General features: G+C 70.4%; 22 protein-coding genes. 14 read left to right on the top strand and 8 right to left on the bottom strand.

Annotated features, from left to right (window positions below):
- Window positions 1-28: 28 nt before the first annotated feature.
- The 4 genes from ACGFJ2_RS38925 to ACGFJ2_RS38910 all read left to right on the top strand — a co-directional run bounded on the left by ACGFJ2_RS38925 (window position 29) and on the right by ACGFJ2_RS38910 (window position 4,502).
- Window positions 29-811 (top strand): GNAT family N-acetyltransferase, encoded by a 783-nt coding sequence (locus ACGFJ2_RS38925; RefSeq protein ID WP_357940666.1) that lies wholly within the window; start codon window positions 29-31, stop codon window positions 809-811.
- A 69-nt stretch (window positions 812-880) separates the two neighbouring features.
- A complete protein-coding gene (locus ACGFJ2_RS38920; RefSeq protein ID WP_393477104.1) occupies window positions 881-2,311 on the top strand; it encodes an Nramp family divalent metal transporter in 1,431 nt (476 codons plus the stop codon).
- A 51-nt stretch (window positions 2,312-2,362) separates the two neighbouring features.
- Complete coding sequence (locus ACGFJ2_RS38915; RefSeq protein ID WP_357941473.1) at window positions 2,363-3,319, top strand: WYL domain-containing protein; 957 nt, start codon at window positions 2,363-2,365, stop codon at window positions 3,317-3,319.
- A gap of 58 nt (window positions 3,320-3,377) precedes the next feature.
- Window positions 3,378-4,502: a C45 family autoproteolytic acyltransferase/hydolase gene (locus ACGFJ2_RS38910; RefSeq protein WP_393477101.1), complete on the top strand. Its 1,125-nt coding sequence runs from the start codon at window positions 3,378-3,380 to the stop codon at window positions 4,500-4,502.
- On the opposite strand, the gene ACGFJ2_RS38905 is transcribed toward ACGFJ2_RS38910, so the two are convergent.
- Genes ACGFJ2_RS38905 through ACGFJ2_RS38895 form a run of 3 tightly spaced genes read right to left on the bottom strand, consistent with a single transcriptional unit; the run spans window position 4,474 to window position 8,095 of the window.
- Complete coding sequence (locus tag ACGFJ2_RS38905) at window positions 4,474-5,958, bottom strand: AMP-binding protein (RefSeq protein WP_393477098.1); 1,485 nt, start codon at window positions 5,956-5,958, stop codon at window positions 4,474-4,476. The genes ACGFJ2_RS38910 and ACGFJ2_RS38905 overlap by 29 nt on opposite strands.
- Complete coding sequence (locus ACGFJ2_RS38900; RefSeq protein WP_393477095.1) at window positions 5,958-6,932, bottom strand: acyl-CoA dehydrogenase family protein; 975 nt, start codon at window positions 6,930-6,932, stop codon at window positions 5,958-5,960. Before ACGFJ2_RS38900 ends, ACGFJ2_RS38905 begins: the two co-directional genes overlap by 1 nt.
- Window positions 6,929-8,095, bottom strand: a complete 1,167-nt coding sequence (locus ACGFJ2_RS38895) for an acyl-CoA dehydrogenase family protein (protein WP_357940656.1) — start codon at window positions 8,093-8,095, stop codon at window positions 6,929-6,931. The genes ACGFJ2_RS38900 and ACGFJ2_RS38895 overlap by 4 nt, the downstream gene beginning before the upstream one ends.
- Before the next feature lie 159 nt (window positions 8,096-8,254).
- Between ACGFJ2_RS38895 and ACGFJ2_RS38890 the strand changes: the two genes are divergently transcribed.
- From ACGFJ2_RS38890 to ACGFJ2_RS38875, 4 genes are all read left to right on the top strand, one after another.
- Window positions 8,255-9,487, top strand: coding sequence for a HAMP domain-containing sensor histidine kinase (locus tag ACGFJ2_RS38890; RefSeq protein ID WP_357940654.1), 1,233 nt, complete (start codon window positions 8,255-8,257; stop codon window positions 9,485-9,487).
- 3 nt (window positions 9,488-9,490) lie between these two features.
- Window positions 9,491-10,840 (top strand): HAMP domain-containing sensor histidine kinase, encoded by a 1,350-nt coding sequence (locus ACGFJ2_RS38885; RefSeq protein ID WP_357940652.1) that lies wholly within the window; start codon window positions 9,491-9,493, stop codon window positions 10,838-10,840.
- Between the two features lie 11 nt (window positions 10,841-10,851).
- Window positions 10,852-11,451, top strand: a complete 600-nt coding sequence (locus ACGFJ2_RS38880; protein ID WP_357940650.1) for a TetR/AcrR family transcriptional regulator — start codon at window positions 10,852-10,854, stop codon at window positions 11,449-11,451.
- Between the two features lie 66 nt (window positions 11,452-11,517).
- A complete protein-coding gene (locus tag ACGFJ2_RS38875) occupies window positions 11,518-12,483 on the top strand; it encodes a diiron oxygenase (protein ID WP_393477090.1) in 966 nt (321 codons plus the stop codon).
- A 7-nt stretch (window positions 12,484-12,490) separates the two neighbouring features.
- Here the strand turns inward: ACGFJ2_RS38875 and ACGFJ2_RS38870 are convergent, their stop codons facing one another.
- On the bottom strand, window positions 12,491-13,249 hold the full coding sequence (locus ACGFJ2_RS38870; RefSeq protein WP_357940646.1) for a class I SAM-dependent methyltransferase: 759 nt from the start codon (window positions 13,247-13,249) through the stop codon (window positions 12,491-12,493).
- Window positions 13,250-13,383: 134 nt separating this feature from the next.
- On the opposite strand from ACGFJ2_RS38870, the gene ACGFJ2_RS38865 reads away from it, so the two are divergent.
- Complete coding sequence (locus ACGFJ2_RS38865; RefSeq protein ID WP_357940644.1) at window positions 13,384-13,989, top strand: copper resistance CopC family protein; 606 nt, start codon at window positions 13,384-13,386, stop codon at window positions 13,987-13,989.
- A complete protein-coding gene (locus tag ACGFJ2_RS38860; RefSeq protein ID WP_357940642.1) occupies window positions 13,986-15,011 on the top strand; it encodes a CopD family protein in 1,026 nt (341 codons plus the stop codon). Before ACGFJ2_RS38865 ends, ACGFJ2_RS38860 begins: the two co-directional genes overlap by 4 nt.
- On the opposite strand, the gene ACGFJ2_RS38855 is transcribed toward ACGFJ2_RS38860, so the two are convergent.
- A complete protein-coding gene (locus ACGFJ2_RS38855; protein ID WP_393477085.1) occupies window positions 14,969-16,156 on the bottom strand; it encodes a hypothetical protein in 1,188 nt (395 codons plus the stop codon). The two genes, ACGFJ2_RS38860 and ACGFJ2_RS38855, sit on opposite strands and share 43 nt — an antisense overlap.
- 95 nt (window positions 16,157-16,251) lie before the next feature.
- Window positions 16,252-17,520, bottom strand: a complete 1,269-nt coding sequence (locus ACGFJ2_RS38850; protein WP_357940638.1) for a cytochrome P450 — start codon at window positions 17,518-17,520, stop codon at window positions 16,252-16,254.
- A 97-nt stretch (window positions 17,521-17,617) separates the two neighbouring features.
- Here ACGFJ2_RS38850 and ACGFJ2_RS38845 point away from each other — a divergent pair, with 97 nt between their 5' ends.
- Genes ACGFJ2_RS38845 through ACGFJ2_RS38835 form a run of 3 tightly spaced genes read left to right on the top strand, consistent with a single transcriptional unit; the run spans window position 17,618 to window position 21,773 of the window.
- Window positions 17,618-18,025, top strand: a complete 408-nt coding sequence (locus tag ACGFJ2_RS38845) for a PaaI family thioesterase (protein ID WP_225289115.1) — start codon at window positions 17,618-17,620, stop codon at window positions 18,023-18,025.
- A gap of 47 nt (window positions 18,026-18,072) precedes the next feature.
- The gene (locus tag ACGFJ2_RS38840) at window positions 18,073-20,826 is read left to right on the top strand and encodes a CocE/NonD family hydrolase (protein WP_393477081.1); all 2,754 of its coding nucleotides are present in this window, start codon (window positions 18,073-18,075) and stop codon (window positions 20,824-20,826) included.
- A 41-nt stretch (window positions 20,827-20,867) separates the two neighbouring features.
- Entirely contained in the window at window positions 20,868-21,773 is a 906-nt protein-coding gene (locus tag ACGFJ2_RS38835; protein WP_358175011.1) for an ABC transporter permease subunit, read from the top strand.
- A gap of 203 nt (window positions 21,774-21,976) precedes the next feature.
- Here ACGFJ2_RS38835 and ACGFJ2_RS38830 read toward each other — a convergent pair whose 3' ends face one another.
- Window positions 21,977-22,102 (bottom strand): hypothetical protein, encoded by a 126-nt coding sequence (locus tag ACGFJ2_RS38830; RefSeq protein ID WP_284734980.1) that lies wholly within the window; start codon window positions 22,100-22,102, stop codon window positions 21,977-21,979.
- A gap of 109 nt (window positions 22,103-22,211) precedes the next feature.
- Between ACGFJ2_RS38830 and ACGFJ2_RS38825 the strand changes: the two genes are divergently transcribed.
- Complete coding sequence (locus tag ACGFJ2_RS38825) at window positions 22,212-24,335, top strand: ATP-binding protein (protein WP_393477078.1); 2,124 nt, start codon at window positions 22,212-22,214, stop codon at window positions 24,333-24,335.
- On the opposite strand, the gene ACGFJ2_RS38820 is transcribed toward ACGFJ2_RS38825, so the two are convergent.
- Window positions 24,332-25,252, bottom strand: a complete 921-nt coding sequence (locus ACGFJ2_RS38820; protein WP_393477075.1) for a hypothetical protein — start codon at window positions 25,250-25,252, stop codon at window positions 24,332-24,334. The genes ACGFJ2_RS38825 and ACGFJ2_RS38820 overlap by 4 nt on opposite strands.
- Window positions 25,253-25,358 lie beyond the last annotated feature (106 nt).

Raw genomic sequence — 25,358 nt, 5'->3', positions numbered from 1 at the left:
TCTGACCGGCGGCGGGTAAGTAACGGCAATGACGAGTGCGGAAGCGGCCGCCGCCCGTGAGGCGGCCGAGAAGACCGGTGTGACGATCCGCGAGCTGCGCGAGATCCACGACTTCCAGGAGGTCTACCGGCTGTACGACGACATCTGGCACCCCGACCCGCGCAACGCGCCCGTGCCGGTGGAGCTGATGATCGGCTTCGCCCACACGGGCGGCTACGTGGCCGGAGCGTACGAGGGCGACCGGCTGGTCGGGGCCTCGGTGGGCTTCCTCGCGGCGGACCGGACGCTGCACTCGCACGTGACCGGGGCGGTGATCGGGCGCGGCATCGGCTACGCGCTCAAGCTGCACCAGCGGGCCTGGTGCCTGGAGCGCGGGCTGGAGAAGGTCACCTGGACCTTCGACCCGCTCGTACGCAGGAACGCCCGGTTCAACCTGACCAAGCTGGGCGCCCGGCCGGAGCGGTACTTGGAGGACTTCTACGGCGTCATGGCCGACGCGATCAACGAGGGGGACGCCTCCGACCGGCTGCTCGCCGTCTGGCGGCTGACGGAGTCCCCGCCGCAGCCGTCCGCCGGGCCGTACACGCGGGGGGTGGAAGTGGCCGGGAATCGGCCGGTGATCGGCCTGGCCGACGGGCCGGTGGTGCTGGTGGCGACACCGTACGACATCGAGACGCTGCGCCGCGAGGACCCGGAGGCGGCCCGCGCGTGGCGGCTGGCGCTGCGGGAAGTGCTCGGCGGGCTCATGGGGTCGGGTGAGCGCGTCACCGGGTTCACCGACGACGGGGAATATGTGGTGGAAATGGGCTGACTGCCTATTCCACTCGGCTTTCGGATCTCTGTAATGTGACGCTTACGCACGTCGAACAAGGAGATCCGCATGGCGGAATTCACCCCGACTGTTCCTGCGCGAGTCCTGCCCCCCGTCGCCGTCCGAGACCTTCCGGACCCTCCCCGATCGAGCTGGCGCATCATCGGTCCCGGCCTGGTCGGCGCGGGGGTCGGGCTGGCGTCCGGCGAGTTCATCCTCTGGCCGTACATCGCCTCCCAGGTCGGCCTGGTCTTCATCTGGGGCGCCGCGATCGGCATCATCACCCAGTGGTTCCTCAACATGGAGATCGAGCGCTACACGCTGGCCACCGGCGAGACCGCGCTGACCGGTTTCAGCAGGATGTGGAAGCACTGGAGCCTCGTCTTCGTCGTGATGACGCTCTGCTCGAACCTGTGGCCCGGCTGGGTGACCACGTCGGCCACGATGATGACCTACCTGACCGGCACGGGCGCCGGCAGCGTGCGCTGGATCGCGATCGGCATGCTGCTGGTGATCGCGATCGGGCTGACGATGGCGCCCGTCATCTACATCCTGCTGGAACGGGTGATCTTCGTGAAGATCGCCCTGGTGCTGATTCTCGCGGTGGTCGCGATCCTGTTCGCCATCAACGCCGAAAGCTGGATCGAGCTGGGCAAGGGCCTGAGCGTCGGGGCACGGTTCCCGGTGCCGCCGCTGGAGTTCGCGGTGCTGATGGGCGCGATCGCCTACGCGGGCGCGGGCGGCGGCCAGAACCTGTGCCAGAGCAACTGGATCCGCGACAAGGGCTTCGGCATGGGCTTGTACGTGCCGCGCCTGGTCAGCCCGGTCACCGGCGAGGAGGAGGCGGCCGCCTCGACGGGCTTCCAGTTCGCGCCGACCAAGGAGAACCTGGCCCGATGGCAGCAGTGGTGGCGCTTCGCCAACATCGAGCAGGCGGCCACGTTCGCGCTGGTGTCGTTCCTGACGATCGCGCTGATGTCGATGCTCGCCTACTCCACGGTGTTCGGTAAGCCGGGGCTGGCCAACAGCATCGGCTTCCTGAAGGTCGAGGGCGAGGCGCTGAAGGCGTCGGTCGGGCCGTGGTTCGGTGTGCTGTTCTGGGTGATCGGGGCGCTGTCGCTGTTCGCCTCGGCCATGGGCATCGTCGACTACACCTCCCGGCTGGCCTCCGACGCGCTGAAGACCATTTACCTGCGGGACAAGGCCATTTCCGAGAACCGCGTGTACTTCATCATCGTGTGGGCGATGGCGCTGATCGGCATCGTGGTCCTGCTGCTCGGGTTCGACCAGCCGCTGATCCTGCTGGTGTTCTCGGCCAGTTTCGCGGCGGTGATGATGTTCGTCTACTCGATCCTGCTGATCGTGCTGAACCGCCGGTCGCTGCCGGAAGCCCTCAAGGTCAGGTCGTACCGGCTGGGCGCGCTCGTCTGGTCGATCGCCTTCTTCGGCACGCTCACCGTGCTGACGGTGATCCAGCAGGCGAACAAACTGTTCGGCTGAATCCCCCATCGCGGAACCAGGCTTTCCGCGATGGCGGGCAGACTGGCAGGCATGCTCGACACCTCGGCCCGCCTGCTCAAGCTGCTGTCCCTGCTCCAGGCGCACAAGGACTGGTCGGGCCCCGAGCTGTCCACGCGGCTCGGGGTCTCCACCAGGACGATCCGCAACGACGTCGAGCGGCTGCGCAGCCTCGGCTACCCCGTGCACGCCACGCCGGGCGTCGCGGGCGGCTACCGGCTCGGCGCCGGGGCCGCGCTGCCGCCGCTGCTGCTCGACGACGAGGAGGCGGTCGCGGTGGCCGTCGGTCTCGGCCGCGCGGCGGGCGGCGGCGTCCAGGGCATCGAGGAGACCTCGGTACGCGCCCTGGCCAAGCTGGAGCAGGTACTGCCGTCGCGGCTGCGGCGCCGGGTCAACGCCCTGAACACCTACACGGTGCAGGTCCCAGGCGACGCCCCGTCGGTGGCGCCCGAGGTGCTGACCACGATCGCCAACGCCGCCCGCGACCACGAACGGCTCCGCTTCGACTACACCGGCCACGACGGCTCCTCGGCCATGCGCGACGCCGAGCCGCACCGGCTCGTGCACCGGCGCGGCCGGTGGTACCTGGTCGGCTACGACGTCGAGCGGCGGGACTGGCGGACGTTCCGGGTGGACCGCCTCCTGCTGCGGACACCGGCCACGGGACCCCGGTTCACGCCCCGCGAGCTGCCCGGCGACGGCGACGTGGCCGCGTGGGTGGAGAAGGGCGTGACCACCGCGATGTGGCGCTACCACGCGACGGTGCTGCTGCACCGCCCGGCCGAGGAGATGCGCCGCTCGCCGCTGAAGCTGGACATCGAGCCGGTCGACGAGGCGACCTGCCTGGTCAGGCTGAGCGGCGACGACCTGCCGGGGATGGCCGTGTGGATCGGGTTCATCGGGGTGGACTTCGAGGTGCTCGACCCGCCGGAGCTGGCCGAGCACGTACTGCTCCTGGCGGATCGCTACCGACGCGCCGTACGTCGCTGATGGAGACCGTCAGTCGGCGGTAGGAGAACGGTCAGCGCCCGGCGGCAGCCTGGCGGTCATGAAGAACATGACGCAGATCGCGGGCGGCAGGAACGACTTCCAGCTCGTCCGCCACCTGACCCTCCACGGCAGCCAGGTCGAGATCGGCCGGGCGCTCACCGAGGAGGCCCTCAGGCTCGGCTGGGCGCCGACGCCCGCCGACCCCGCCGTCAACCGGGCCCGCCGGACCTGGTTCGAACGGCACTGGCCCCAGCACCACGCCCGCATGGACGGCGCCGCCGCGGCGCTCGGCCTCGACCCCGACCAGGACGAGCTGGCCGTCGACGGGCTGGGCTACGTGCCCGCGGGCTCGGGCTGCTCGGCGCTGTGGTGCCCGCCGTCCGCCGCCACCGACGGCCACGGCAGGGTGGGCCGCAACTACGACTTCTTCACCACGACCACCAGCGAGATCATGGGCCAGGCCGCCCGGCCCGGCGAGCTGCCGATGTCGTCCAGGCCGTACGTCATCACCACGGTGCCCGACACCGGCCTGGCCTCCACCGTCATCACGATGTCCGAGCTCGACGGCTGCATGGACGGCGTCAACGAGGCCGGTCTGGTCGTCATGCTGCTCATCGCCGACTTCTCCACCGCCGAGCCGCCCGAGAACGTCTCGCCGCAGGTCGGGGTGGGCAGCACGCAGTTGCCCCGGTTCCTCGTCGACACCTGCGAGAACGTGGAGCAGGCCAAGCAGGCGCTCCTCGGCGCCAAGCAGTACGACCACGGCGTGCCGCTGCACTACCTCGTCGCCGACGCGCAGGGCCGGGCGTTCGTGTGGGAGCGCGGCGCGGACGGCGCGGAGCACATCATCGAGTTCGGCGACGCGCCGCTCTGCGTCACCAACCACCTCCTGCACCGCAATCCCGACCCGATGAACCTGCCCGAGGACACCGCGTCCAGCTTCCAGACGTACGGGCGGCTGCGTTCGCTGTACGAGCGGAGCAAGGGCGCGCTGATGTCGCCCGAGGACCTGCGCGCGAGCCTGCTGGCGGTGCGGCCGGACCCGGCGCTGCCGTTCCGCACGGTCTGGAGCACGGTCTTCGATCCGACCGACCGCACCCTGTCGACCCGGTTCTACCTGGGCGACGAGAAGGGGTACTCCGACGAGCTGGTCTTCACCGCGAGTCGAGGTACTCCCGCCTGACCTTGGACCGCGACAGCTTCCCCGTCGGCGTGCGGGGCAGCGCGTCCCGGTATTGGATCACCTTCGGGTGCTTGAACCGGGCGATGCGCGGCTCGCAGTGCCGCAGCAGCTCGGCGCTGAGCTCAGGATCGCCCGTGACGCCCGCCACTGGCTGGACGAGGGCGACCACGCTGTGCCCCCACTCCTCGTCGGGCACCCCGATGACGGCCACGTCCGCCACGAGGGGGTGCTCCAGCAGCGCGGCCTCGATCTCGGCCGGGTAGATGTTGACCCCGCCGGAGACGATCAGGTCGGTGCGCCGGTCGCACAGGAACAGGAAGCCGTCCTTGTCGAGGTAGCCGATGTCGCCGGGGGTGTACCACTCGCCGCGCATGCTGGCGGCCGTCTTCGCCGGGTCCTTGCGGTATTCGAAGGTGCCCAGGCTGGACTTGACGTAGATCATGCCGGGCTCGCCGGGCGGCAGCTCCTGACCGGCCTCGTCGAGGATCCTGACCTCGAACGTGGGCGCCGGCTTGCCCACGGTGCCGGGCCGGGCCAGCCAGTCGTGCGGCTTGACCGAGAAGGCGATCGTCGACTCGGTCGAGCCGTAGTACTCGTAGAGCACCGGCCCCCACCAGTCCATGATCCCCTGCTTGACCGCGACCGGGCAGGCCGCGCCGGTGTGGATGACCTGCCGCAGGCTCGACACGTCGTAGCGCGCTTTGACCTCCTCCGGCAGCCGCAGCATCCGGTGGAACATGGTCGGGACCATCATCGCGTTCGTCACCTGGTGGCGCTCGACCAGCTCCAGGATGTTCTCCGGCTCGAAGCGCGGCGTGATCACCACGGTGTGGCCGAGGTGCAGCGCGAACTGCGTGTGGGCGCACGGCGCCGAGTGGTACATCGGCGAGGTGACCAGGTGCACGGCCTCGCCGGGCACCAGGTCCACGATCTCGCCGAGGAACCAGACATAGAGCGGGACGACCGCCTCGGGCTCGGCTCCGGACAGCGGCCGCTGCACGCCCTTGGGGAAGCCGGTGGTGCCGGAGGTGTACCACATGACGGCCCCGCCGGCCCGCCCGCCGGGCGCCTCTCCCGGCTGCCCCTCGGCCAGTCCGGCCGTGCCGATCTCGCTCCCGGGTACGTGGCCGTCGGCGGTGACCACGATCTTCGCGTCGCAGTCCTCCAGGATGTAGGCCACCTCCGCCTCGGTGAGATGCCAGTTGATCGGCACGTAGTAGAGGCCGATCTGCCCGGTCGCCATGATCATGATCACCGCGTCGAGGCCGTTCGGCAGCACGCCGGCCACCACGTCCCGGTCGGTCAGCCCACGGGCGCGCAGGCCGTGCGACACCTGGTTGACCCGGGTGAGCAGCTCGCCGTACGTGGTCCGGGACCCGTCCACGTCGATGACCGCGAGCCGGTCCGGGTCGGCGGCGGCGATCGCGTAGAAGCCGGGCAGTCCGCTGATGTCCATCACAGCTCCAGCAGCTCGGCGAGGCGGGCCCGGTGGATTCGTGGCGGGCCGAGCAGCACTTCGTCGGCCTTGGCCCGTTTGTAGAACAGGTGCGCGTCGTGCTCCCAGGTGTAGCCGATGCCGCCGTACAGCAGCAGGTGGTCACGGGCCACCTCGAAGCAGGCCCGCCCCACGTACGCCTGGGCGAGCGCGGCGGCGGCGGGCAGCTCCTCCGGCGACTCGTCGGCGGCCCAGGCGGCGAAGCGGACGATGGACTCGGCCTGCTCCAGCTTGCAGTGCATGTCGGCGAGCTTGTGCTTGACCCCCTGGTAGGAGCCGATGTAGCGGCCGAAGGCGACCCTGATCTTGGCGTAGGCGACGATGGCGGCCAGCGCGGCCCGCAGCACGCCGAGCTGCTCGGCCGCCAGCGCCACGGCGAGCAGGTCGTCGACGCCGTCCGGCAGCGGGCCGAGCTCACGGCGGGGCACGCCGTCCAGCTCCACGCGGGCCTGGCCGCGGGTCAGGTCGAGCGTCTCCAGGGCGGTCCTGGTGACGCCGGGCGCGGTGAGGTCGACGGCCGTCAGGACCCCGCCGTCGCGCAGCAGGAGGACGTCGGCCTCCATCCCGTTGAGCACCCGGTCGAGCTGGCCGATGGCGAGCGTGGCGGTGATCCGGCCCTCGGCGATGGCGGTCAGCAGCTCCTTGTCCGGCACCCGGGTCAGCGCGATCGTGGCGAACGCCGTGGTGAGGAAGGGTCCGGGCAGCAGCGCGGCGCCCGTCTCCTCCAGTGCCACGGCCAGCTCCGCGAAGCCCGCGCCCGCCCCGCCGTACTCCTCCGGGATGATCAGCCCGGACAGGCCGAGCTCGCCGTTGAGCCGCGTGTACACCTCCCGGTCGTAGCCCTCGCGGACCTTAGTCAGCGGTGAGGCCGCGGCCAGGAACGAGCGGACGGCGGCGCGGAGCTCCTGCTGCTCCTGGCTGAGTACGAGCTTCACCCCTGCGTCCCCACCTTCAGGTCCTTGAACGGCACGGTCTTGTCCACCCGGGGCTCGGGCGGCAGGTTCAGCACGCGGTCGCCGATGATGTTGCGCATGATCTCGTTGGTGCCGCCGCCCAGCGACATGCCGGGTGCCATGGAGATCGCCTGCGCCAGCGGGTGGCCGCCGACGACCGCCTCGGGCCCGACGAGCCGGGTCGCGAGGTCGGCCTGGTACAGGTACAGCTCGGCCAGCAGCAGCTTGGCGGCGCTGCCGCGGGCACCGGGGAAGATCCCCGCCTTGGTCTCCTGGGAGAGGCGCTGGTTGAACAGGGCGAGCGCCCGCGAGCGGATGTGCAGCTCGACCAGCTCGTCCCTGACCAGCGGGTCGGCGGTGTCGACCACCTGGCGCAGCGCCGCCAGCGAGGTGGGGTCGTCCTTGCCCTGGCCCATGCCGACGCCCGCCGAGATCGACAGCCGCTCGTGCAGGAGCGTCGTGACGGCCACGCTCCAGCCGTCGTTGACCTCGCCGACGCGGTGCGCGTCGGGGATGGGGACGTCGTCGAAGAAGATCTCGTTGAAGTTGGCCCGGCCGGTCATGTCCTTGAGCGGCCGGATCGTGACGCCCGGATGGTGCATGTCGACCACGAACATGGTCAGGCCCTTGTGCTTGGGCACCTCGACGTCGGTGCGGGCCAGCAGCAGTCCCCAGTCGGCGTGGTGGGCGACCGAGGTCCAGACCTTCTGGCCGTTGACGATCCAGTCGTCGCCGTCGCGTACGGCCCTGGTCTGCAGGCTGGCCACGTCGCTGCCCGCGCCCGGCTCCGAGAAGAGCTGGCACCAGATCTCCTCGCCGCGCAGCAGCGGCCGGACGAAGCGTTCGCGCTGCTCGTCGGTGCCCCGGTCGACCAGCGTCGGGCCCGTCATGCCCAGGCCGATCGAGAAGACGTAGGTGGGCAAGGTGAAGTCGCGGGCCGCGGCGGCGAACGCGCGCTCCTCCGCCTGCGTCAGCCCCTGACCGCCCCAGCGGGCCGGCCAGGTGATGCCGGAGTATCCGGCGTCGTAGAGCCGGGCCATGAAGTCCTTGGCCCTGGCGACCGGGTCGGTCTCCGGGGAGTCACCGGCCGGAGCGTTTTCGAGGAGCCAGGCCCTGGCGGCATGCCGATACTCATCAAGGTTCACATCGTCTCCCTGACATCAGTGCTCACTTACTCTAACCAGCCGAATGCGGCACGCATAGAGCGCCGTTCGGTTGGCGTTTTATCCGGATTTGTCGCCGAATCTCCGTTAATTAGGATGGGGGCTACTAGGTGTGATCGGCTGATCGCCGGGGGGAAAGGCGTGGTCACACGGTTCGGGCGGTCCGTGCGTGCGCGGTTGACGCTGTTCGCGAGCGTCGCCATGGCGCTGCTGTGCGTCGTGGTCAGCGCGTTCGCGCTGCACGCGGTGCACACCACGGCGGTCGGGCGCCGCACCAACGAGGTGCTCACCGCCGCCCTGCGCGTCGTGCACCTGGTCAAGCGACATGAGCTGCCTCCGGTCATCAGCGGCGAGGTGGACGGGATCCAGGTCGTCGACTCTGCCGGACGGGTGGTGTCCGCGACGGCGAACCTGACCGGCCGCCCGCGCATGAGCGAGTGGACACCCGACGCCGACAACGCCAACCGCACCCGGGTCGTGTGCGACCTGCCCGGCTTCCCCGGCCGGTGCGAGATCCTGACGGTCCTGCGCGTCTATGAGCGGGGCGGCGACTGGCTCGTCTACGCGGCCGCGGCCATGGTGCCGCGCTACGTCCACCCGGCCGTGCTGGGGTTCCTGGGCGGCGACTCGCTCGCGCTGGTGGCGCTGACCTGGTTCGGCGTGTCCCGGGTGGTGGCCAGGACGCTCCGGCGGGTCGACCGGCTGGAGCACGCGGCCGAGCGGCAGCGCAGGTTCGTCGCCGACGTCTCGCACGACCTGCGCAGTCCGATCACCGCCATGCGCGCGGAGGTCGAAGAGGCCATGCTGTACCCCGGCGACGCCGACTGGCAGCGGACCGGGGTGGCGCTGCTGGGCAGCCTGGACCGCCTCCAGGCCATCGTCGGCGACCTGCTGACGCTGGCCCAGCTCGACGCGGGCGCCCCCGCCGTCCGCGAGCCCGTCGACCTGGCCGAACTGGTGGGCGCCGAGACGGCCGGGCGGCGGTCCAAGCCGGTGATCACCACGCTGGAGCCGGGCGTGACCGTCATGGGCGACCCGGTCCGGCTGGCCCGCCTGCTCACCAACCTGCTGGACAACGCGGAGCGCCATGCCGAGTCCCAGGTCACGGTGACCGTACGGGAGCACGATGGAGTGGCCGTGATCGAGGTCGTGGACGACGGCGCGGGCATCGCGCCGGACCAGCGGGAGGTGGTGTTCCAGCGCTTCACCCGGCTGAGCGCCGCGCGCGAGCGCGACGCCTGCGGCACCGGGCTGGGGCTGGCCATCGCCCGCGAGATCGCGCTGGCTCACGGCGGCACCCTGACCCTGGAGGACTCCGACCGCGGCGCACGTTTCGTGGTGCGGCTCCCTCGGCTCCCCAGTGTGGAAGGCTGAGCGGTGTTCGCCAGGTGGTCGGTGCGGCGCCGGATGACGGTGGCCGCCCTGCTGTCGACGCTGGTCGGCTACTTCGTCACCGCGGTGCTCATCACACCGCTCGCGCACAGCGTGCTGACCGGGTACCAGATTGAGCACGCGGCCGGCGCGGCTCGCCGGGTCGCGGTCGGCGTCCAGCGGTCCGCGCCGGAGCGAATGAGGCCCGTGGCGAGCACCGAGGACGTCGATCTCCTCCAGGTGATCGACGACCACGGCACGGTACGGCAGGCCAGCCCGAGACTGCTGGGCTATCCGCCGCTCATCAGGGACGCCTCCACCGGCGACGACAACCGCCTGGACGCCACGGTCTGCACCAACCGGGTGCCGGGCGTGAAATGCCTGATCGTCGTGGGGTACCGGGTGCCGGTCGGGTCGGCGTTCTGGACGGTCTGCGCCTACGTCCCGGCAGTCCCCTGGTACATCAGCCCGCTCTATGTGGCGGGCGTGCTGCTCGCCGTGCTGCTGCTCTCCGCGATCTCCGCGTACGTGGCCAGGACGACGGTGGTCAAGGCGCTGCAGCCCGTCACGGACATCAAGACCGAGCTGGCCGAGATCACCGCCACGGACCTGGGCCGCCGGGTGCCGCCCCTGCCGCACCGCGACGAGCTCGACGACCTCGCCCGGACCGTGAACCAGACCCTGGACCGGCTGGAGCACGCGGTCCAGCAGGAGCGCAGGTTCGCCGCCGACGCCTCGCACGACCTGCGTACCCCGCTCACCGCGATGCGCGCCCAGATAGAGGAGGCCATGCTCCATCCGGACGAGGCCGACTGGCCACGCACCGCCGTGGCCCTGCTGTCGAGCCTCGACCGGCTGCAGGCCATCGTCACCGACCTGCTGACGCTGGCCAAGCTCGACGCGGGCGCGCCCGGCCTGGGCGCCGACGTGAACCTGGCCGAGCTGGTCGAGGAGGAGCTGGCCCGCCGGCCGCCCGGCAAGCGCGTGGAGCTGGAGCTGCGGCCGGAGGTGGTGGTGACCGGTGACCCGCTGCGCCTGACCCGCCTGCTGGCGAACCTGCTCGACAACGCCGAGCGGCACGCCGAGTCCACGATCACCGTGACCGTCGACGAGCGGGACGACTGGGGCGTACTGGAGGTCCTGGACGACGGCGCGGGGATCGCGCCGGACCAGCGCGAGAACGTCTTCCGCCGCTTCACCCGGCTGGACGCCTCACGCAACCGCGACGCGGGGGGCACGGGGCTCGGGCTGCCCATCGCCCGCGAGATCGCCACGGCGCACGGTGGTACTCTCACGGTCGAAGATTCCGACATCGGTGCCCGGTTTGTCCTACAAATCCCCCGGGCTAGTAGTTAAAGTGGCCCGCTGTGACACGGGGTTTCAGCCGATTACGGCGCGAAGATTTACTGAAGACAGCCTGCGAAGTGATCGCCGAGCAGGGGTTCGGGCACACCAGGACGATCGACATAGCCAGAGCCGCCGGCGTGAGCCAGGCGCTGCTGTTCTACCACTTCGAGACCAAGGACGAGCTGTTCGCGCAGGCGTTCGCCTATGCCGCCCGGATGCATCTCGACACTCTGGACGCCATCGAGCGCTCGCCGGGCACGCCGCCCGAGCGGCTGCGTGCGCTGTTGCGCCGCTCCTCCCCCGCGGGCTCCTCCGATGGCTGGCGCCTGTGGATCGACGCCTGGTCGGAGTCCATGCGCAACAAGGAGCTCGAGCAGACCTCGCGACGGCTCGACCTGCGAGGCAGGACGCTGCTGCGCGGGATCATCGAGGCCGGCGTGGCGTCGGGCGACTTCGTCTGCCCCGATCCCGAGGAGTCCACCTGGCGGATCTTCGCGTTGCTCGACGGGCTGGCCATCCAGATCCACGTGCACCCCAAGGTCGTGTCGCGCCGCTGGGCCACCCGGCTGCTCCGTGCGACGGCCGCCGCCGAGGTCGGCCTGAACCCGGACGACCTGTGACTGGCGTCACTCTTCCCCTCTTATTGGATGCTTCGTACAATTACCGGGCGAGGAGAGGAGCAGGCGATGACACGCGCACCGAGCTCTACCACCGCCAGGGAGACCGACGAGCGGGTCGCCGACCGGAGCGCCTACGAGGCGGTCATCCAGCGCCTGTCGAAGGCGTCGGTCGACAAGCACTGGGAACCGTACAAGGACATCCCCTGGGAGGATCCGGAGTTCCTCGTCGACCAGACCGACCCTCGCTGGCAACTACCGCAGGTGGACAAGCTCGGCGCCCACCCGTGGTACCAAAGCCGCTCCCCCGAGACGCGGGCCAGGATCGGGCTGTGGCGGCTGGCCACGGCGATGAAGATCGGACTGCAGTTCGAGAACCTCCTCAAGCGCGGCCTGCTCAACTACGCCTACCGGCTGCCGAACGGGTCACCCGAATTCCGCTACGTCTACCACGAGACCATCGAAGAGGGACATCACGGGATGATGTTCCAGGAGTTCGTCAACCGGACGAAGCTCCCGGTGCGCGGCATGCCGGGGCCGCTCAGCCTCCTCGCCCAGGTCGCTCCCTGGATCCCACTGATCTCGACCGAGCTGTTCTTCGTGTTCGTGCTCGGCGGCGAGGACCCGATCGACCACGTCCAGCGCAAGGTGCTCAAGGACGACCGGGTCCACCACCCGCTCGAAGAGACGATCATGCGCATCCATATCGCGGAGGAGGCCAGGCACATCTCCTTCGCCCGGCACTACCTGCGCAACCGGGTGCCGAGGATGCCGCGCTACCGGCGCCTCATGCTGGGTGTCGCCTCGCCGATCATCCTGGGGATCATGGCCAGGATCATGCTGGCGCCACCGGGGCCGATGATCAGGCGGTTCGCCATCCCGCGTGACGTGGTGACCGAGGTGTACCTGCGCAATCCGGCGGCCAAGCGGGAGATCCGCGACTCGGTGGGCAAGACCCGCGAGCTGTGCACCGAGATCGGCCTGGTGAACGCTCTCACCCGGCCGATCTGGCAGGTCATGGGCATCTGGGCCTGAGGGGTTTTTAGGAACGGCGGGCGACCAGCACTTCGGTGATCGCCCGCTCTTCCCACACGCCCGACGGGTTGGCGGCCAGGAGCACCCGCCGGACCGCGTCGGTGAACTCCGTCACCCTGTCGCCGAGCCTGTCGGGAGTGGTGTACGAGTACGACAGCTGCAGCCCGATCACGGCGTCGACGTCCCAGGTCAGCCGCTTTTCGAACAGGCTCGACTCCAGCCGGTCGAACGGCGAGTCCGCGAGCACGTCGTCATGATGCTCCCCGCTGGCCTGGAAGGAGTTGGCCGCCGTGAACTCGTTCATCGCGAACTCGGCGCGCACCTCCCGCACGACCGGCTCCCACGCGTGCTCGCCTGGGTCGCGGGAGGGTCCGATCAGGGCCACCGCCCCGTCCGGCGGCAGCAGCAGGTCCAGCTCGGCCAGTACGGCCCTGCGGTCCATCCAGTGGAACGACCTGCCCATGACGACGTCGTCGAAGGGCGGCAAGGCGGTCAATGTCGTGGAGTCGCCGGACAGCCAGCGGATGTTCGGCGTACCGGCGGCGACGCGTCTGCCCTCGGCCAGCATGCCCGCGTCCGGGTCCACGGCGATCACCTGGCGCACGGCCCCCGCCAGCGGGATCGCCACCGTACCGGGGCCGCAACCGAGGTCCAGCACCCGGCTGCCGGGGCCGAACGCCCGGGCCAGGCAGCCGATCGCCTCCTCCCCGTATCCGGGCCGGTACTTGGCGTAGAAGGGGGCGGCGCCGCCGAACAGGTTCGTCATGGTGAGACGATATTCGGGTTTCTGTTGGCGTCCACTCTTATGACGAGGGTGATGAGGAGGTCGCGTTGAGCGGCACGGTTCACCGGCTCACCCGGCGACAAGACTTTGCGAGTAGAGACTTGACGAGTAGAGACTTGACGAGTTCGGTGCGGCGGCTGGTCGTGATCCTGCTGCTCGCCTTCGCCGGGGTGGGCGTCGCTCTCCCGGCGCGAGCGCACAACGTGCTGGTCGGCAGCGACCCCAAGGACGGCGCGACGCTGAGCGCCGCGCCCGGGCGGATCACGCTCGTGTTCGACCAGGCGGTACGCCAGGGATACGCGCAGGTGGGCGTGACCGGGGCCGACGGCACGGCGTGGGCCGACGGGACGGCCGAGGTCGCCGCTGAGAAGGTGTCGATCAAGGTCAAGCCGCTGCGGACGGCCGGGGCCTACGTGGTGGGCTACCGGATCCTGTCGGCCGACGGGCATCCGGTCACCGGCAAGATCAGTTTTACTCTCGCGGCGGGCGCCACGGCCGTACAGGAGGGCGCCGGGACGCAGGACGCCGTCAAGGGCGGCACCGGGGACGCCGGGGCCGAGGCCGCCGAGGCGGCGGCGAACGGCGGGGCGGGGATGGCCGTGGTGTGGATCGTGGGGGCGCTGCTGGTGCTGGCCGCCGGCACGGCCGTGTCGCTGCGCCGCGCCCGCACCCCTGCCCCAGCCGACAGCGAGAGGCGCGACAACGAAGGGGCGGGCGCGTGACGATCACCGCGCCCCCTGGGCAGCGCATCGGCGGGCGGTGGGTGGTCGGGGCGTTCGCGGTGTGCGCGATCGTCGCCGCCGTGGCGGCCAGCACGTTCACCGCCCAGGAGGCGGTGCCGGGCATCCCGATGCCGGGGCCGGTCGTGGCGTACGGGCTGCCGATCGTACGGGTGCTGCTCGATCTGGCGGCCGTGGCCGTGGTGGGGCTGAGCCTGGTGCCCAAGCTGCTCGGCTTCGACGCGCCGGAGCTGACCGAGCCGGTCCTGCGCAGGACGCGGCCGCTCACCGTCACCGCCGCGTGGGCGTGGGCGGTCTGCGCGCTGCTGACGATCGTGTTCCAGACGGCCGAGCTGAACCCGGGCGGCCTGCCCACGGTCGGCATGATCGCCGCCTACGTCGACGGCGTCGGCACCGGGCAGGGCCTGCTGTTCAGCGCCGCGTGCGCGCTGGTGGCGGCGGGCATCGGGCTGATGGCCGTGCGGTTCGGTGAGAAGGTGCCCGCCGAGCTGCGGATCATCGTGGCGCTGTTCGGCCTGCTGCCGATTCCGGTGACCGGTCACGCGGTCAACTCCGTCTGGCACGACCCCATCATGATCGCGATGGAGACGCACGTGATGGGCGCGGCGGCGTGGGCGGGCGGCCTGGTGGCGGTGGCGGTGTTCGTCGCGCCGCGGCCGTCGCTGCTGGCCGCCGCGCTGCCGCGCTTCTCCAGGATGGCGACCGTCTGCCTGCTGCTGGTCGGCCTGTCCGGGCTGATCACCGGGCTGGGCACGATGGCGCTGACGCCCGGCGTGGAGCTGCCGGGCGCCATCGTGACCAGCCACTACGGGGTGCTCGTGGTGGTGAAGCTGACGCTCACCGCGTTGCTGGTGCCGCTGGCTGGGCACATCAGGTTCCGGCTGCTGCCGTTGATCCGCCGGGCCGAGCCCACGGCCGTGGTCGGCTGGGTGGCCGCCGAGGTCGCCCTGATGGGGATGGCCTACGGCGTGGCGGTCGCGATCACCCGGGCCTCGATCGGCTGACGCCGCGTCGCGAGCCACTCGCAGACCAGCCAGGCGATCATCAGCCCCGCCCCGGCCCAGACGGCCGACGACGGGACCAGGGGCGGCGCGCCGAGCAGGCCGGTCTGCTCCTTCAGCGCGCCGTACACCGCTCCCATGATCGAGCTCTGCGCGGTGAGCGCGCCGTAGACGGCGGCCGTCGCCACGGTCGCCCCGATCACCGCGCGCACCGGCGCCAGACCCCGCATGGGCAGACGTACGGCGAACGCGAGATCCACGCAGATACCGGCGATCACCAGGAAGTACGGCAGCGCGGACGGCGGGAAATTGGTCAACGTCAGCAACGGCCAGGCCACCGTCCTGAAGGCCAGGTAGGAGCCGGCCACCAGCGTCGCCGCCCCGAACCTGCCGATCATCATCCGGGCCACGACCAGCACGGTCACGCCGACGACCACCGCGTACACCGGATAGAGGAAGTCCGGCACGGGAAGGGTGAAGTTGGTCATCATCACCCGGTCGACCGGACGGCCCATCTGGTCGGCGGCGAACCGCAGCAGGATGGGCTCGGCGTAGATGGCGTGGTTGTCCCAGGCGCCGATCGACAGGATGCCGTATTCCTGGTGCTGCTCAGGGAAGTGCACGTTCTCCAGGAAGAACGCGAAGAACGCGCCCAGCATGACCGTGCGCTCCCTGCCGGGCGGCGCACCCATGAACCAGCCGCGGATCACCCCGGCGATCATGAAGAACGAGCCCCCGTACAGCATGAGGTGGGACGGGCTCCACGAGGTGATGTCCAGGCCGTTGACCCGGTGGTTGATCAGGTCGAGCGGCACCGCGACGAGAAATATGCCGGTGCCCCACTGGATCAGCCGGAGCGCCGCCTTGTCCACGCCGAAGCCGGTGTAGCCGTGGATCACGGTCAGCGCGAGGGCCAGGGCCGTGCCGACGGAGTTGAGCAGGTGGGGCGGCGCCAGGTCGTCGCGCAGCCACTTGAAGTGCCAGGAGACGTCCCAGGTCGCGCCGAGCACCTTGAACGTGAACGCCACCAGCCAGCCGTAGTAGAGAACCCTGAACAGGTCGGGCGGCGTCTCGCGCCCCGCCTGCCCGCGGGTCCAGTGCGGCAGGGCCCACTCGGCGGCGGTCTTGATGATTGCGGGAGGCTTCACGGCGGAAATCTTACGATGCCTTCTTCCGGAGCAATACGTGCATGTCCCTCGTGCTGTTGTTCTGCCGTCGAAGGCATCGAGACCGGCGCTCATGGTCAGGCGGAGGTCGACGGCTTTCCTCGGTGACTCAGCCGTACGGGCAGGTGTTTGAGTCCGTTCTGGAAGTTGGACGTGAGGCGGACGGGCGCCCCCGCGAGCTCGACGTCCCAGGCGAGCAGCTCGGCGAAGACCGCCCGGAACTGCACGCGCGCCAGGTGGGCGCCGAGGCAGAAGTGCGGGCCGAAGCCGAAGCTGACGTGGTCGTTCGGGGTGCGGGCGATGTCGAACCGGTCGGGGTCGGTGAAGACGGACGGGTCGCGGTTGGCGGAGGCGTGGTAGACGACGACCTTCTCGCCCGCGCGGATGCTCCGGCCGCCGAGTGTGAGGTCGCGGGTGGCTGTACGGCGGAAGTCCATGACCGGCGGCCAGAACCGCAGCATCTCCTCCACCGCCGAGCCGAGCAGGGCGGGGTCGGCGCGCAGCCGGGCCAGCTGGGCGGGGTGGTCGAGGAGGGTGAGCAGGCCGCCGGGGATGCCGTTGCGCAGCGTCTCGTTGCCGGCGACGGCGAACAGGAAGAACATGTTCTCGAACTCCGCCTCGGTCAGGCCGCCGTCCCTCATGGCCGACATGACCGACTCGCCGTGGGTGGTCTTGGCCAGCGCGTGGGCGTACGCGAACATGTCCGCCAATGCCGCCCGGGAGCGGGGGTTCACCCCTGGCCCGAGCCGCGGACGGGAGGCGGTGGCGAGGCGGCCGATCGGGCTGAGCGACTCGGCGTCGGCCGTGGACAGCCCCGCGTAGTCGGCGTCCTGGTAGCCGATCACCCGGGACGCCCAGTCGTACAGCAGCCGCCTGTCCTCGTCCGGCACGCCCATGACGTGCGCGAGCGTCCAGACGGGCAGGTCGGCGGCGACCTCCACGAAGTCGCAACCGCCCGCGGCGAACAGCGACGCGGCCCGCTCGGCGATCGTCCGCTCCAGCGCCCGCACCGCGCGCGGCGTGAACGCGGCCGCCACGATCCTGCGCAGCCGGGAGTGGTCCGGCGGGTCCGTGTTCAGCATCATCGCCTGCACGAAGGCCAGGTCGGCGGGGGTGTCGGGGTCACGGATCTGCGTGGCGCCCAGGTGCGAGGAGAAGTCGTCGGCCGCGCGCAGCACGTGCTTGACGTCGGCGTGCCGGAACACGCCCCAGTATCCGGGCCCCTCGCGCCACGGGCCGACCGCCGGTTCGGGAATCCGGCAGACGGGGGCTTCCCGCCGCAACCGGTCGTAGAGGTCGTACGGGACGGCGTGCGCGTACGTGGCGGGCAGGAAGACCTCACTCACTGGCGGCTTTTCCACAGGCGGCGTCCGTGGCAGGAAGTTATCCACAGGCTCTCGCCGTGTCTCCTCGCTCATGCCTGCCAGCCTGCATGATGAGCGGGTGACTCCAGAAGACGGTGAGGCCATTCTGCGCGACTACTTCGCGCCTTGGATCCAGCAGCTCGGGCTGCGCGTGCGGGAGCTGGGTGAGCGCCACGCGGTGGTGTGCCTGCCCTGGTCCGACGCGCTGGCCAGAGAGGGCGGCGGCCTGTGTGGCCAGGCCATGATGGCCGCCGCCGACACGGCCACGGTCATCGCGATCTCCTCGGCCAGGGGCGGGTTCGTGCCGATGACCACGGTGCAGCAGTCGACGACGTTCCAGCGGCCGGTGACGGGCAAGGACGTGCTCATCGACGTACGCATCTCCAAACTCGGCCGGACGCTGGCCTTCTCCGACGTGACGCTGACGGCCGACGGGGCGGCCGAGCCGGCCGCGCGGGCGTCCACGGTCTACGCGATCTTGGGCTGATCCGCTGTCTCAGGGGTTTCTCAGGTGCGGAAAGTAGGCTCAACCACATGAAACGTGTGGCCGCGCTGGTCGCGGTACTCGCCCTCGTGGGGGTGGTGACGTGGCTGGTGTGGCCGTCCGCCCCCGAGGCGAAGGGCCTCGACCAGCGCATCTCCGTCGTCGACGGGCCAGCCGATGACCAGCGGGTCGAGCTCGACGCGACGTTCTTCCCGGCCGCGGGTGGCGGGAAGGCTCCGGTCGTGCTGCTCGCGCACGGGTTCGGCGGCAGCAAGCAGAGCGTGCGCCAGCAGGCTCAGCGACTGGCGCAGGACGGCTACGCGGTGCTGAGCTGGTCGGCCCGCGGCTTCGGCCGTTCGACCGGCGAGATCGCGCTCAACTCCGCCGACTACGAGGTCAAGGACGTCAAGCAGCTCATCGACTGGCTGGCCAAGCGGCCCGAGGTCCGGCTCGACGCACCCGGCGACCCGCGTGTGGGCATCGCGGGCGGCTCATACGGCGGAGCCATCGCGCTGATGACGGCCGCCTATGACAGCCGCGTGGACGCGATCGTGCCGCAGATCACCTGGGCCGACCTGGCCGACTCGCTGTTCCCCGACGGCGGCGGCCAGGGTCCGGCCAACGGCGTGTTCAAGCGCATGTGGGCGGGCTACTTCTTCGGCCGCGGCGCCCCGGTCCAGGGCGGCGGCGCGACTCAGGGGCTCGGCGCGACTCAGGGGCTGGGCGCGCTCAGTCAGCAGAGCGTGCCGCTGACGGCCGAGCAGGCCAGGTGCGGCAGGTTCCTGCCCGCGGTCTGCGAGATGTACCAGCAGGTCGCCAAGACCGGGCGGGCCACGCCGGAGGCCATCGAGCTGCTGCGCAAGTCCAGCCCGGTGACGGTGGCCGGCCGCATCAAGGCGCCGACGCTGCTCATCCAGGGGCAGCGCGACTCGCTGTTCCCGCTCGGCCAGGCCGACGCCAACGCCAAGGCGATCGCCGCCGCGGGCACGCCGGTGAGCCTGGCCTGGTTCGACGGCGGCCACGACGGCGGCAACGGCGAGGCCGACTGGCTCTACGACCAGACGGCCGGCTGGTTCGGCCACTACCTCAAGGGTGACGGCTCACCGGTCCCGGAGCGGTTCACCGTGACCCGTGACGGCGGCCGCGACCCCGGCACCCGCCAGCGCATCAGGCTCCACCCCGAGTCCGCCGCCTACCCCGGCCTCGGCGGCACCGCCACCACCGCGGTCACGCTCAAGGGCCCCGAGCAGAACATCGCCAACCCGCCCGGCGGCTCACCCGCCTCCATCTCCACAGTGCCCGGCACCGGCGGCCTGCTCGGCGGGAGCGGCGGCGCGACCAACCTCAGCGTCGGGCTCGACATGCCCGGCCAGGTGGCCGTCTTCGAGTCGGCGCCGCTCACCGCCCCGCTCCAGCTCACCGGCAGCCCTTCGGTCAAGCTGAAGGTCTACGGCAAGGGCCAGGTGACGCTGTTCGCCAAGGTCTATGACGTGGCCGACACCGTACAGCCGCCCAACCTGCCCGCCGGGCTGGTCTCGCCGCTGCGCGTGACGGTTCCGGAGGGCGCCGACAGCGTGGAGGCCACGGTCACGCTGCCCGCCGTCGACTACCGCTTCGCGGTGGGACACCGGCTGCGGCTGGCGGTGACGACGACCGACATGGGTTACGCGACACCCGCCGAACCGGCCTCCTACCGGGTCGGCCTGGCGGCGCCCGCCCTCGCCGTACCGACGGTGTCCGCGCTGGCCGCACCCACGACCGGGGTGGCGTGGTGGGTGTGGGCGATGCCGCTCGCCGCCATCGCGCTGGCCGCGCTCATCATGGCCACCGGCCGGACCCCGTCCCGCCGCCGGATCCTCGCTGCACGCGACCGCCGCCGGACCGCCACCGTCCAGAAGGACGGCAGCCCGTCCGACGTGCACGGCGAGGACGACGGCCATGCCATCACCGTCCGGGGCAACGGTCGATCCGGTGTCTTCGTGAAGGACGCCGATCCGTCCGGCGCGGGACGTGTACCCGGTGGAGCGGAACCCGTGCCCGATGGAACGGGACCCGTGCCTGGCGAAGAGGTGCCGTTGGAGATCAGGGGGCTCACCAAGGCGTACCGCAATGGTGAGCTGGCCGTGGACGACCTGTCGTTCCGGGTCGAGCGCGGTCAGGTGCTGGGCCTGCTCGGCCCCAACGGCGCGGGCAAAACGACCACGATGCGCATGATGATGGGCCTCATCCAGCCCGACGCCGGTGAGGTCCGCATCTTCGGCGACCGGGTGACACCCGGCGCGCCCGTACTGTCCAGGCTCGGGTCGTTCGTCGAGGGGCCCGGGTTCCTGCCGCACCTGTCCGGCCGCGACAACATCGAGCTCTACTGGGCCGCCACCGGCCGCCCCGCCGCCGACGCCCGGTTCGACGAAGCTCTGGAGATCGCGGATCTGGGCAAGGCGCTGGAGCGGGCCGTACGCACCTACTCGCAGGGCATGCGGCAACGGCTGGCGATCGCCCAGGCCATGCTCGGGCTGCCCGACCTGCTCGTCCTCGACGAACCCACCAACGGCCTCGACCCGCCCCAGATCAGGGAGATGCGCGAGGTGCTCAAGCGCTATGCCCGCGACGGCCGTACGGTGATCGTCTCCAGCCACCTCCTGGCGGAGGTCGAACAGACGTGCAGCCATGTGGTGGTCATGCACAGAGGCCGTCTGGTGTCGGCGGGTCCGGTGTCAGTGCTGCTCAGTGCCGCCACCTCCACCAACGGACATGGGCCGCGCCTCGAAGACGTGTTCCTCGACCTCATCGGAGAGAAGTCGTGACCCACGGCTCCACAAACGGCTCCACAAACGGGACCGCGACCTTGACCGGCTCAGGGACCGCGACAGGCTCCGCGCCAGGTTCCGCGACCGGGTCCACCGCCCGGTCGGCGACCGGCTACGCGCCCCGCCGGACGTTGCCGTTGCGGGTCGAGATCGTCAGGCAGTTCAAGCGGCGGCGCACGCTCGTCATGTTCGGGCTGCTGCTCGCGCTGCCGTGGATCCTGGTGATCGCCTTCCAGTTCGGCCCGCAGCCCAGCGGGCAGCAACAGTCGGCGCTGCGCATCTCGGACCTGGCGACGGCCGGCGGTCTCAACTTCGCGGCGTTCGCCCTGTCGGTGTCGGCCAACTTCCTGCTGGTCGTGGCCGTCGCCCTGTTCTGTGGCGACACCGTGGCGAGCGAGGCCAGCTGGTCGTCGCTGCGATACCTACTGGCCGCGCCGGTGCCGCGTGACCGGCTGCTGCGGCAGAAGATCATCGTGGCGCTCGGCTACTCGGCGGCGGCGGTGATCTGCCTGCCCCTGATGGCACTGCTCGCCGGCACACTCGCGTTCGGCTGGCACGACATTCAGGTGCCCGGCACGGGTGAGACGATCCCGGCGCTCGACGTGCTGCCGCGCTTCGGCATCGTGATCGGCTACGCCCTGGTGAGCCAGCTGGTGGTGGCGGCGCTGGCGTTCCTCATCTCCACGATGACCGACTCACCGCTCGGCGCGGTGGGCGGGGCGGTGGGCCTGTGGATCATCAGCACCATCCTGCAGGCCGTGGAGGCGCTGGGGTCGCTGCGGGAGTTTCTACCGACCTTCTGGAACACGGCCTGGCTGGACGCCATCGCACCGGAGCTCGACTGGAGCGGCATGGCCAAGGGCGCGTCGGTGTCGGTGACGTACGCGGCCATCCTGATCGCGGTGGCCTTCCGCCGCTTCCGCCGCAAGGACGTGGTCAGCTGAGACGCCCGCCGCTGCAGGAAGATCCGCCACCGCCGCCGGGGCCGCCCGCCTTCGGTGGCGCAGGCCCCTCAGCGGCACGGTGGCGGACGTCTGCGCCGGCCGGTGACGTACTTCTGGCGGAGTAGCAAGGCGGCCTGCCGCGGGACGGTCTCCGTACCTGGCCTGCCTGCCTTACCAGCGCCCAAGGCGCGCCTCACGGACGGTCACCCCCAGTGAGGTGGCTTGTCGTCCAGGTAGAAGGAGTCCGGGTCGGTGTCCTGGGAGTCGCGCCAGTCGCCCCAGCCGAGGTCCGTATCGTCGCCCGTCTGCTCCGGGAGGAATTCACTCACGGTATACATGCTACTCAGAGGGACAAACCCATTCCCGGCCCGCGCGGCTTATCCCGTGCGGCGAAGGGCCCCAAGGGTACGATGCCAAAGCAGGTGTCGCCTATCCCCCGTGAGGTCGCCCATGGCCACCCCGACCGGCTGGCGGCGAGAAGGCAATCTGCCGTCGGAGCTGACCAGCTTCGTGGGGCGGACGCGCTTGCTCGCCAACCTCAAGCGACATCTCGCCGAGTCGCGGCTGGTGACGGTCACGGGCATCGGCGGTGTCGGTAAGTCCCGCACGGTGCTCCGGCTGGCGCACCAGATCCGCTCCCAGTACGAGGACGGCGTCTGGTTCGCCGACCTGGCCCGGTTGCAGGACGCCGGGATGGTCAAGCACACCATCGCGTCGGCGCTGGGCATCGCCGACCAGTCGTCGCGGACCGAGTCCGAGTCGCTGTCGGAGTGGGTCGGCGAGCGCGACATGCTGCTCATCATCGACACCTGCGAGCATTTGGTGCAGGGCTGCGCCGAGCTGGTCGAGGAGCTGCTGGAGCGCGCTCCCAACCTGAAGGTGCTGGCCACCAGCCGCCAGTCGCTGCACCTGCCCTACGAGCACGTGGTGCCCGTGCCGCCGCTGCAGGTTCCGGGCGACGACCCGACCGAGAGCCTGTTCACGAATGAGTCGGTGCAGCTGTTCGGGGCTCGGGCCGGCGCGGTGATGCCCGATTTCGTGCTCGACGAGCAGAGCATCGGGGCGGTGGCCGAGCTGTGCCGCCGGCTCGACGGCATTCCGCTGGCGATCGAGCTGGCGGCCGTACGCCTGCGGGCGCTGTCGGTCGATCAGATCCTGGGGTTGCTGGCCGACCGGTTCAGCCTGCTGGCGGGAGCCAGTCGTACGGCACTACCGCGCCATCAGACGCTGCGCGCGGCGATCGGATGGAGCCACGAGTTGTGCGAACCGGCGGAGAGACTGCTGTGGGCGCGGCTGTCGGTGTTCGCGGGCGATTTCGAGCTCGACGCGGCCAGGTTCGTGTGCTCCGACGACCGGCTGCCGTCCGAGGACATCACCGACCTGGTCACCGGGCTGGTGGAGAAGTCGATCCTGCTGATCAGGAGCAATCACGCCGGGGTCCGCTACAAGCTCATCGACACGCTGGCGGAGTACGGCGAGGAGTGGCTGGACAAGCTCGGCCAGACCGAGCAGATGCGGCACCGGCATCTGGAGTACTACCTGAGCCTGGCGCAGCGCAGCGAGGACGCCTGGTCGGGGCCGAGGCAGATCTACTGGTTCGTCCGCATGCGCCAGGAGCACGACAACGTGCGGGTGGCCCTTGAGCACGCGCTGCGGTCGCCAGGGGAATCCATTCTGGCGCTGACCCTGCTGTCGTCGCTGTGGTTCATGTGGGTCTGCTGCGGATTCGTACGCGAAGGCCGGCTCTACCTGGAACGCGCTCTGCAGGCCAACCCGGGAGTGAGCAAGCAGCGGTGCAAGGCTCTCTGGGTGCTGTCCTACGTACGCAGCGGTCAGGGCGACAGCGCCGGCGCGCTGGCGGCGGCCGAGCAGTGCAGCACCGAGGCGGTCAGGGTCGGCGACTCCAAGGCGGTCATCCTCGCCTCCAAGATGCAGGGGACGGCGGCCCTGCTGCAGGGTGACCTGCAGAAGGCCAGCGCGCTGCTGGGTGTGGCGATCGAGTTCAACACCGACAACAAGGAGCTCAACCCGGGTCTGCTACCGGCCATCGTGGAGCTGTCGCTGGTGCTGTCCGCGCAAGGTGAGCTGTATGAGGCCGAGTCCCTGCTGCAGGACTGCCTGCAGGTGTGCCGCGAACGCGGCGAGCTGTGGCTGAGCTCGTACGCGCAGTGGTCGCTGTCCATCACCCGGCTGGCGACGGGCCGGGCCGAGGACGCGCTGCAGAGTGCGCGTGAGGGACTGCGGATCAAGCGCCACTTCCACGACACGCTCGGCACGCTGCTGGTGCTGGAGACCACGGCCCGGATCTTCGCCGTCATGGAGCAGGCGCCGCTCGCCGCGCGGCTGCTCGGCGCGCTCCATCAGAACTGGAAGACGGCCGGCCTGCCCATGCTCGGCGCGCCGTTCCTCACCAGCGACCACGAGCAGTGCGTCAAGGAGTGCCAGAAGGTGATGGGCGACGACTCCTACAAGAACGCCTTCGATGAGGGCACGCGGCTCGATCTCGATGAGGCGTCCGCGCTCGCGCTCGGCGAGCTGGACGCCCCAGGAGATCTCGACTAGACGGCCTGCGGCCAGCACGTGCCGGTCGGCCAGGCCTGGACGTAGCGGGCGCTGCCGAGCGAGAACGCGATGTGCCCGCGCACCCAGTGTTCGAGGCCGCGTACATACTTGTGCACCGGTAACGAGGCCCAGTGGTCGAGCGCCGCGCGCCGGTCGAGGAAGGCGGCGATGGCTTCGTTGTGCATGTTCGCCACTTCTTGCAGCGCCTCTTGCAGCGTGAGGGTCTTGTGCGTGGCCAGCACCGTGACGAGGTTGTGCCGGGCCTTGTCGTTGCCGCGCTCCTTGGCGTACGACAGCAGGTCATTGTCCCAGCCGATGAGGTCGCAGGCGAGGTCGGAGAGCGCGCGCACGTCCGGATGGTGCCATTCCTCCGCTTCCAGCCGGTAGCCGCCGCACGCGTCGATGAGCGCGAGGCAGGTGTACGTGGCCCCGGTGATGCGGCGCATGAGCACGTAGTCCTCGGGCGTGGGGATCAGGTCGACCTCGCGGTTGGCCGCCTCCCAGATCTGGGCGAATAGGTACTCCTTTACCGTGATGCGCCATCTGTCCACTTGAGCGGGCGTGGCGGTGTCCGAGATTCGGTGGAGCAGCTCGCTCAGGGCGAGCCCGAACGGGTCGGTGGCATCCGGCTCCTTGCGGCCGTCGAGGATCTCGAGGAGCGGCGGAAGGGCGCGGGCCAGCGCAGAGGCCCGGTGTCCCATCAGCTCGCCCTCGCAGAACGCGTCGTCGAACGCGAAGAGCCAGTTGTACCAGTCGTTGATCAGCCTGAGACTGTCCCGCGGCACGGTGGGGTTGGTACGTGCGGCGAGCAGGCCGATCTTTGAGCGCCGGAAGTGCTCGATCGTGTCGGCTCCGGCGAGCATGTGCGAGGCGGCCAGCCATGCGTGGCTTTCCGAGTCGATCTCTGTGGCGTGCACGTTGATCTCGTTCGGGAACGGGCATGGCAATGGAGGGATGCGAAGCGGTCGCCTACTGAAGGAGTGCGCAGAAGTAACCACCTTCCCAGCATGACGATGGACTGTT

Origin of the sequence: Nonomuraea sp. NPDC049028, from assembly GCF_043197735.1 — a bacterium.
Classification (GTDB): Bacteria; Actinomycetota; Actinomycetes; order Streptosporangiales; family Streptosporangiaceae; genus Nonomuraea.
Note: the sequence above shows the minus strand (reverse complement) of the source record. Positions and strands in the feature narration are given on the sequence as shown.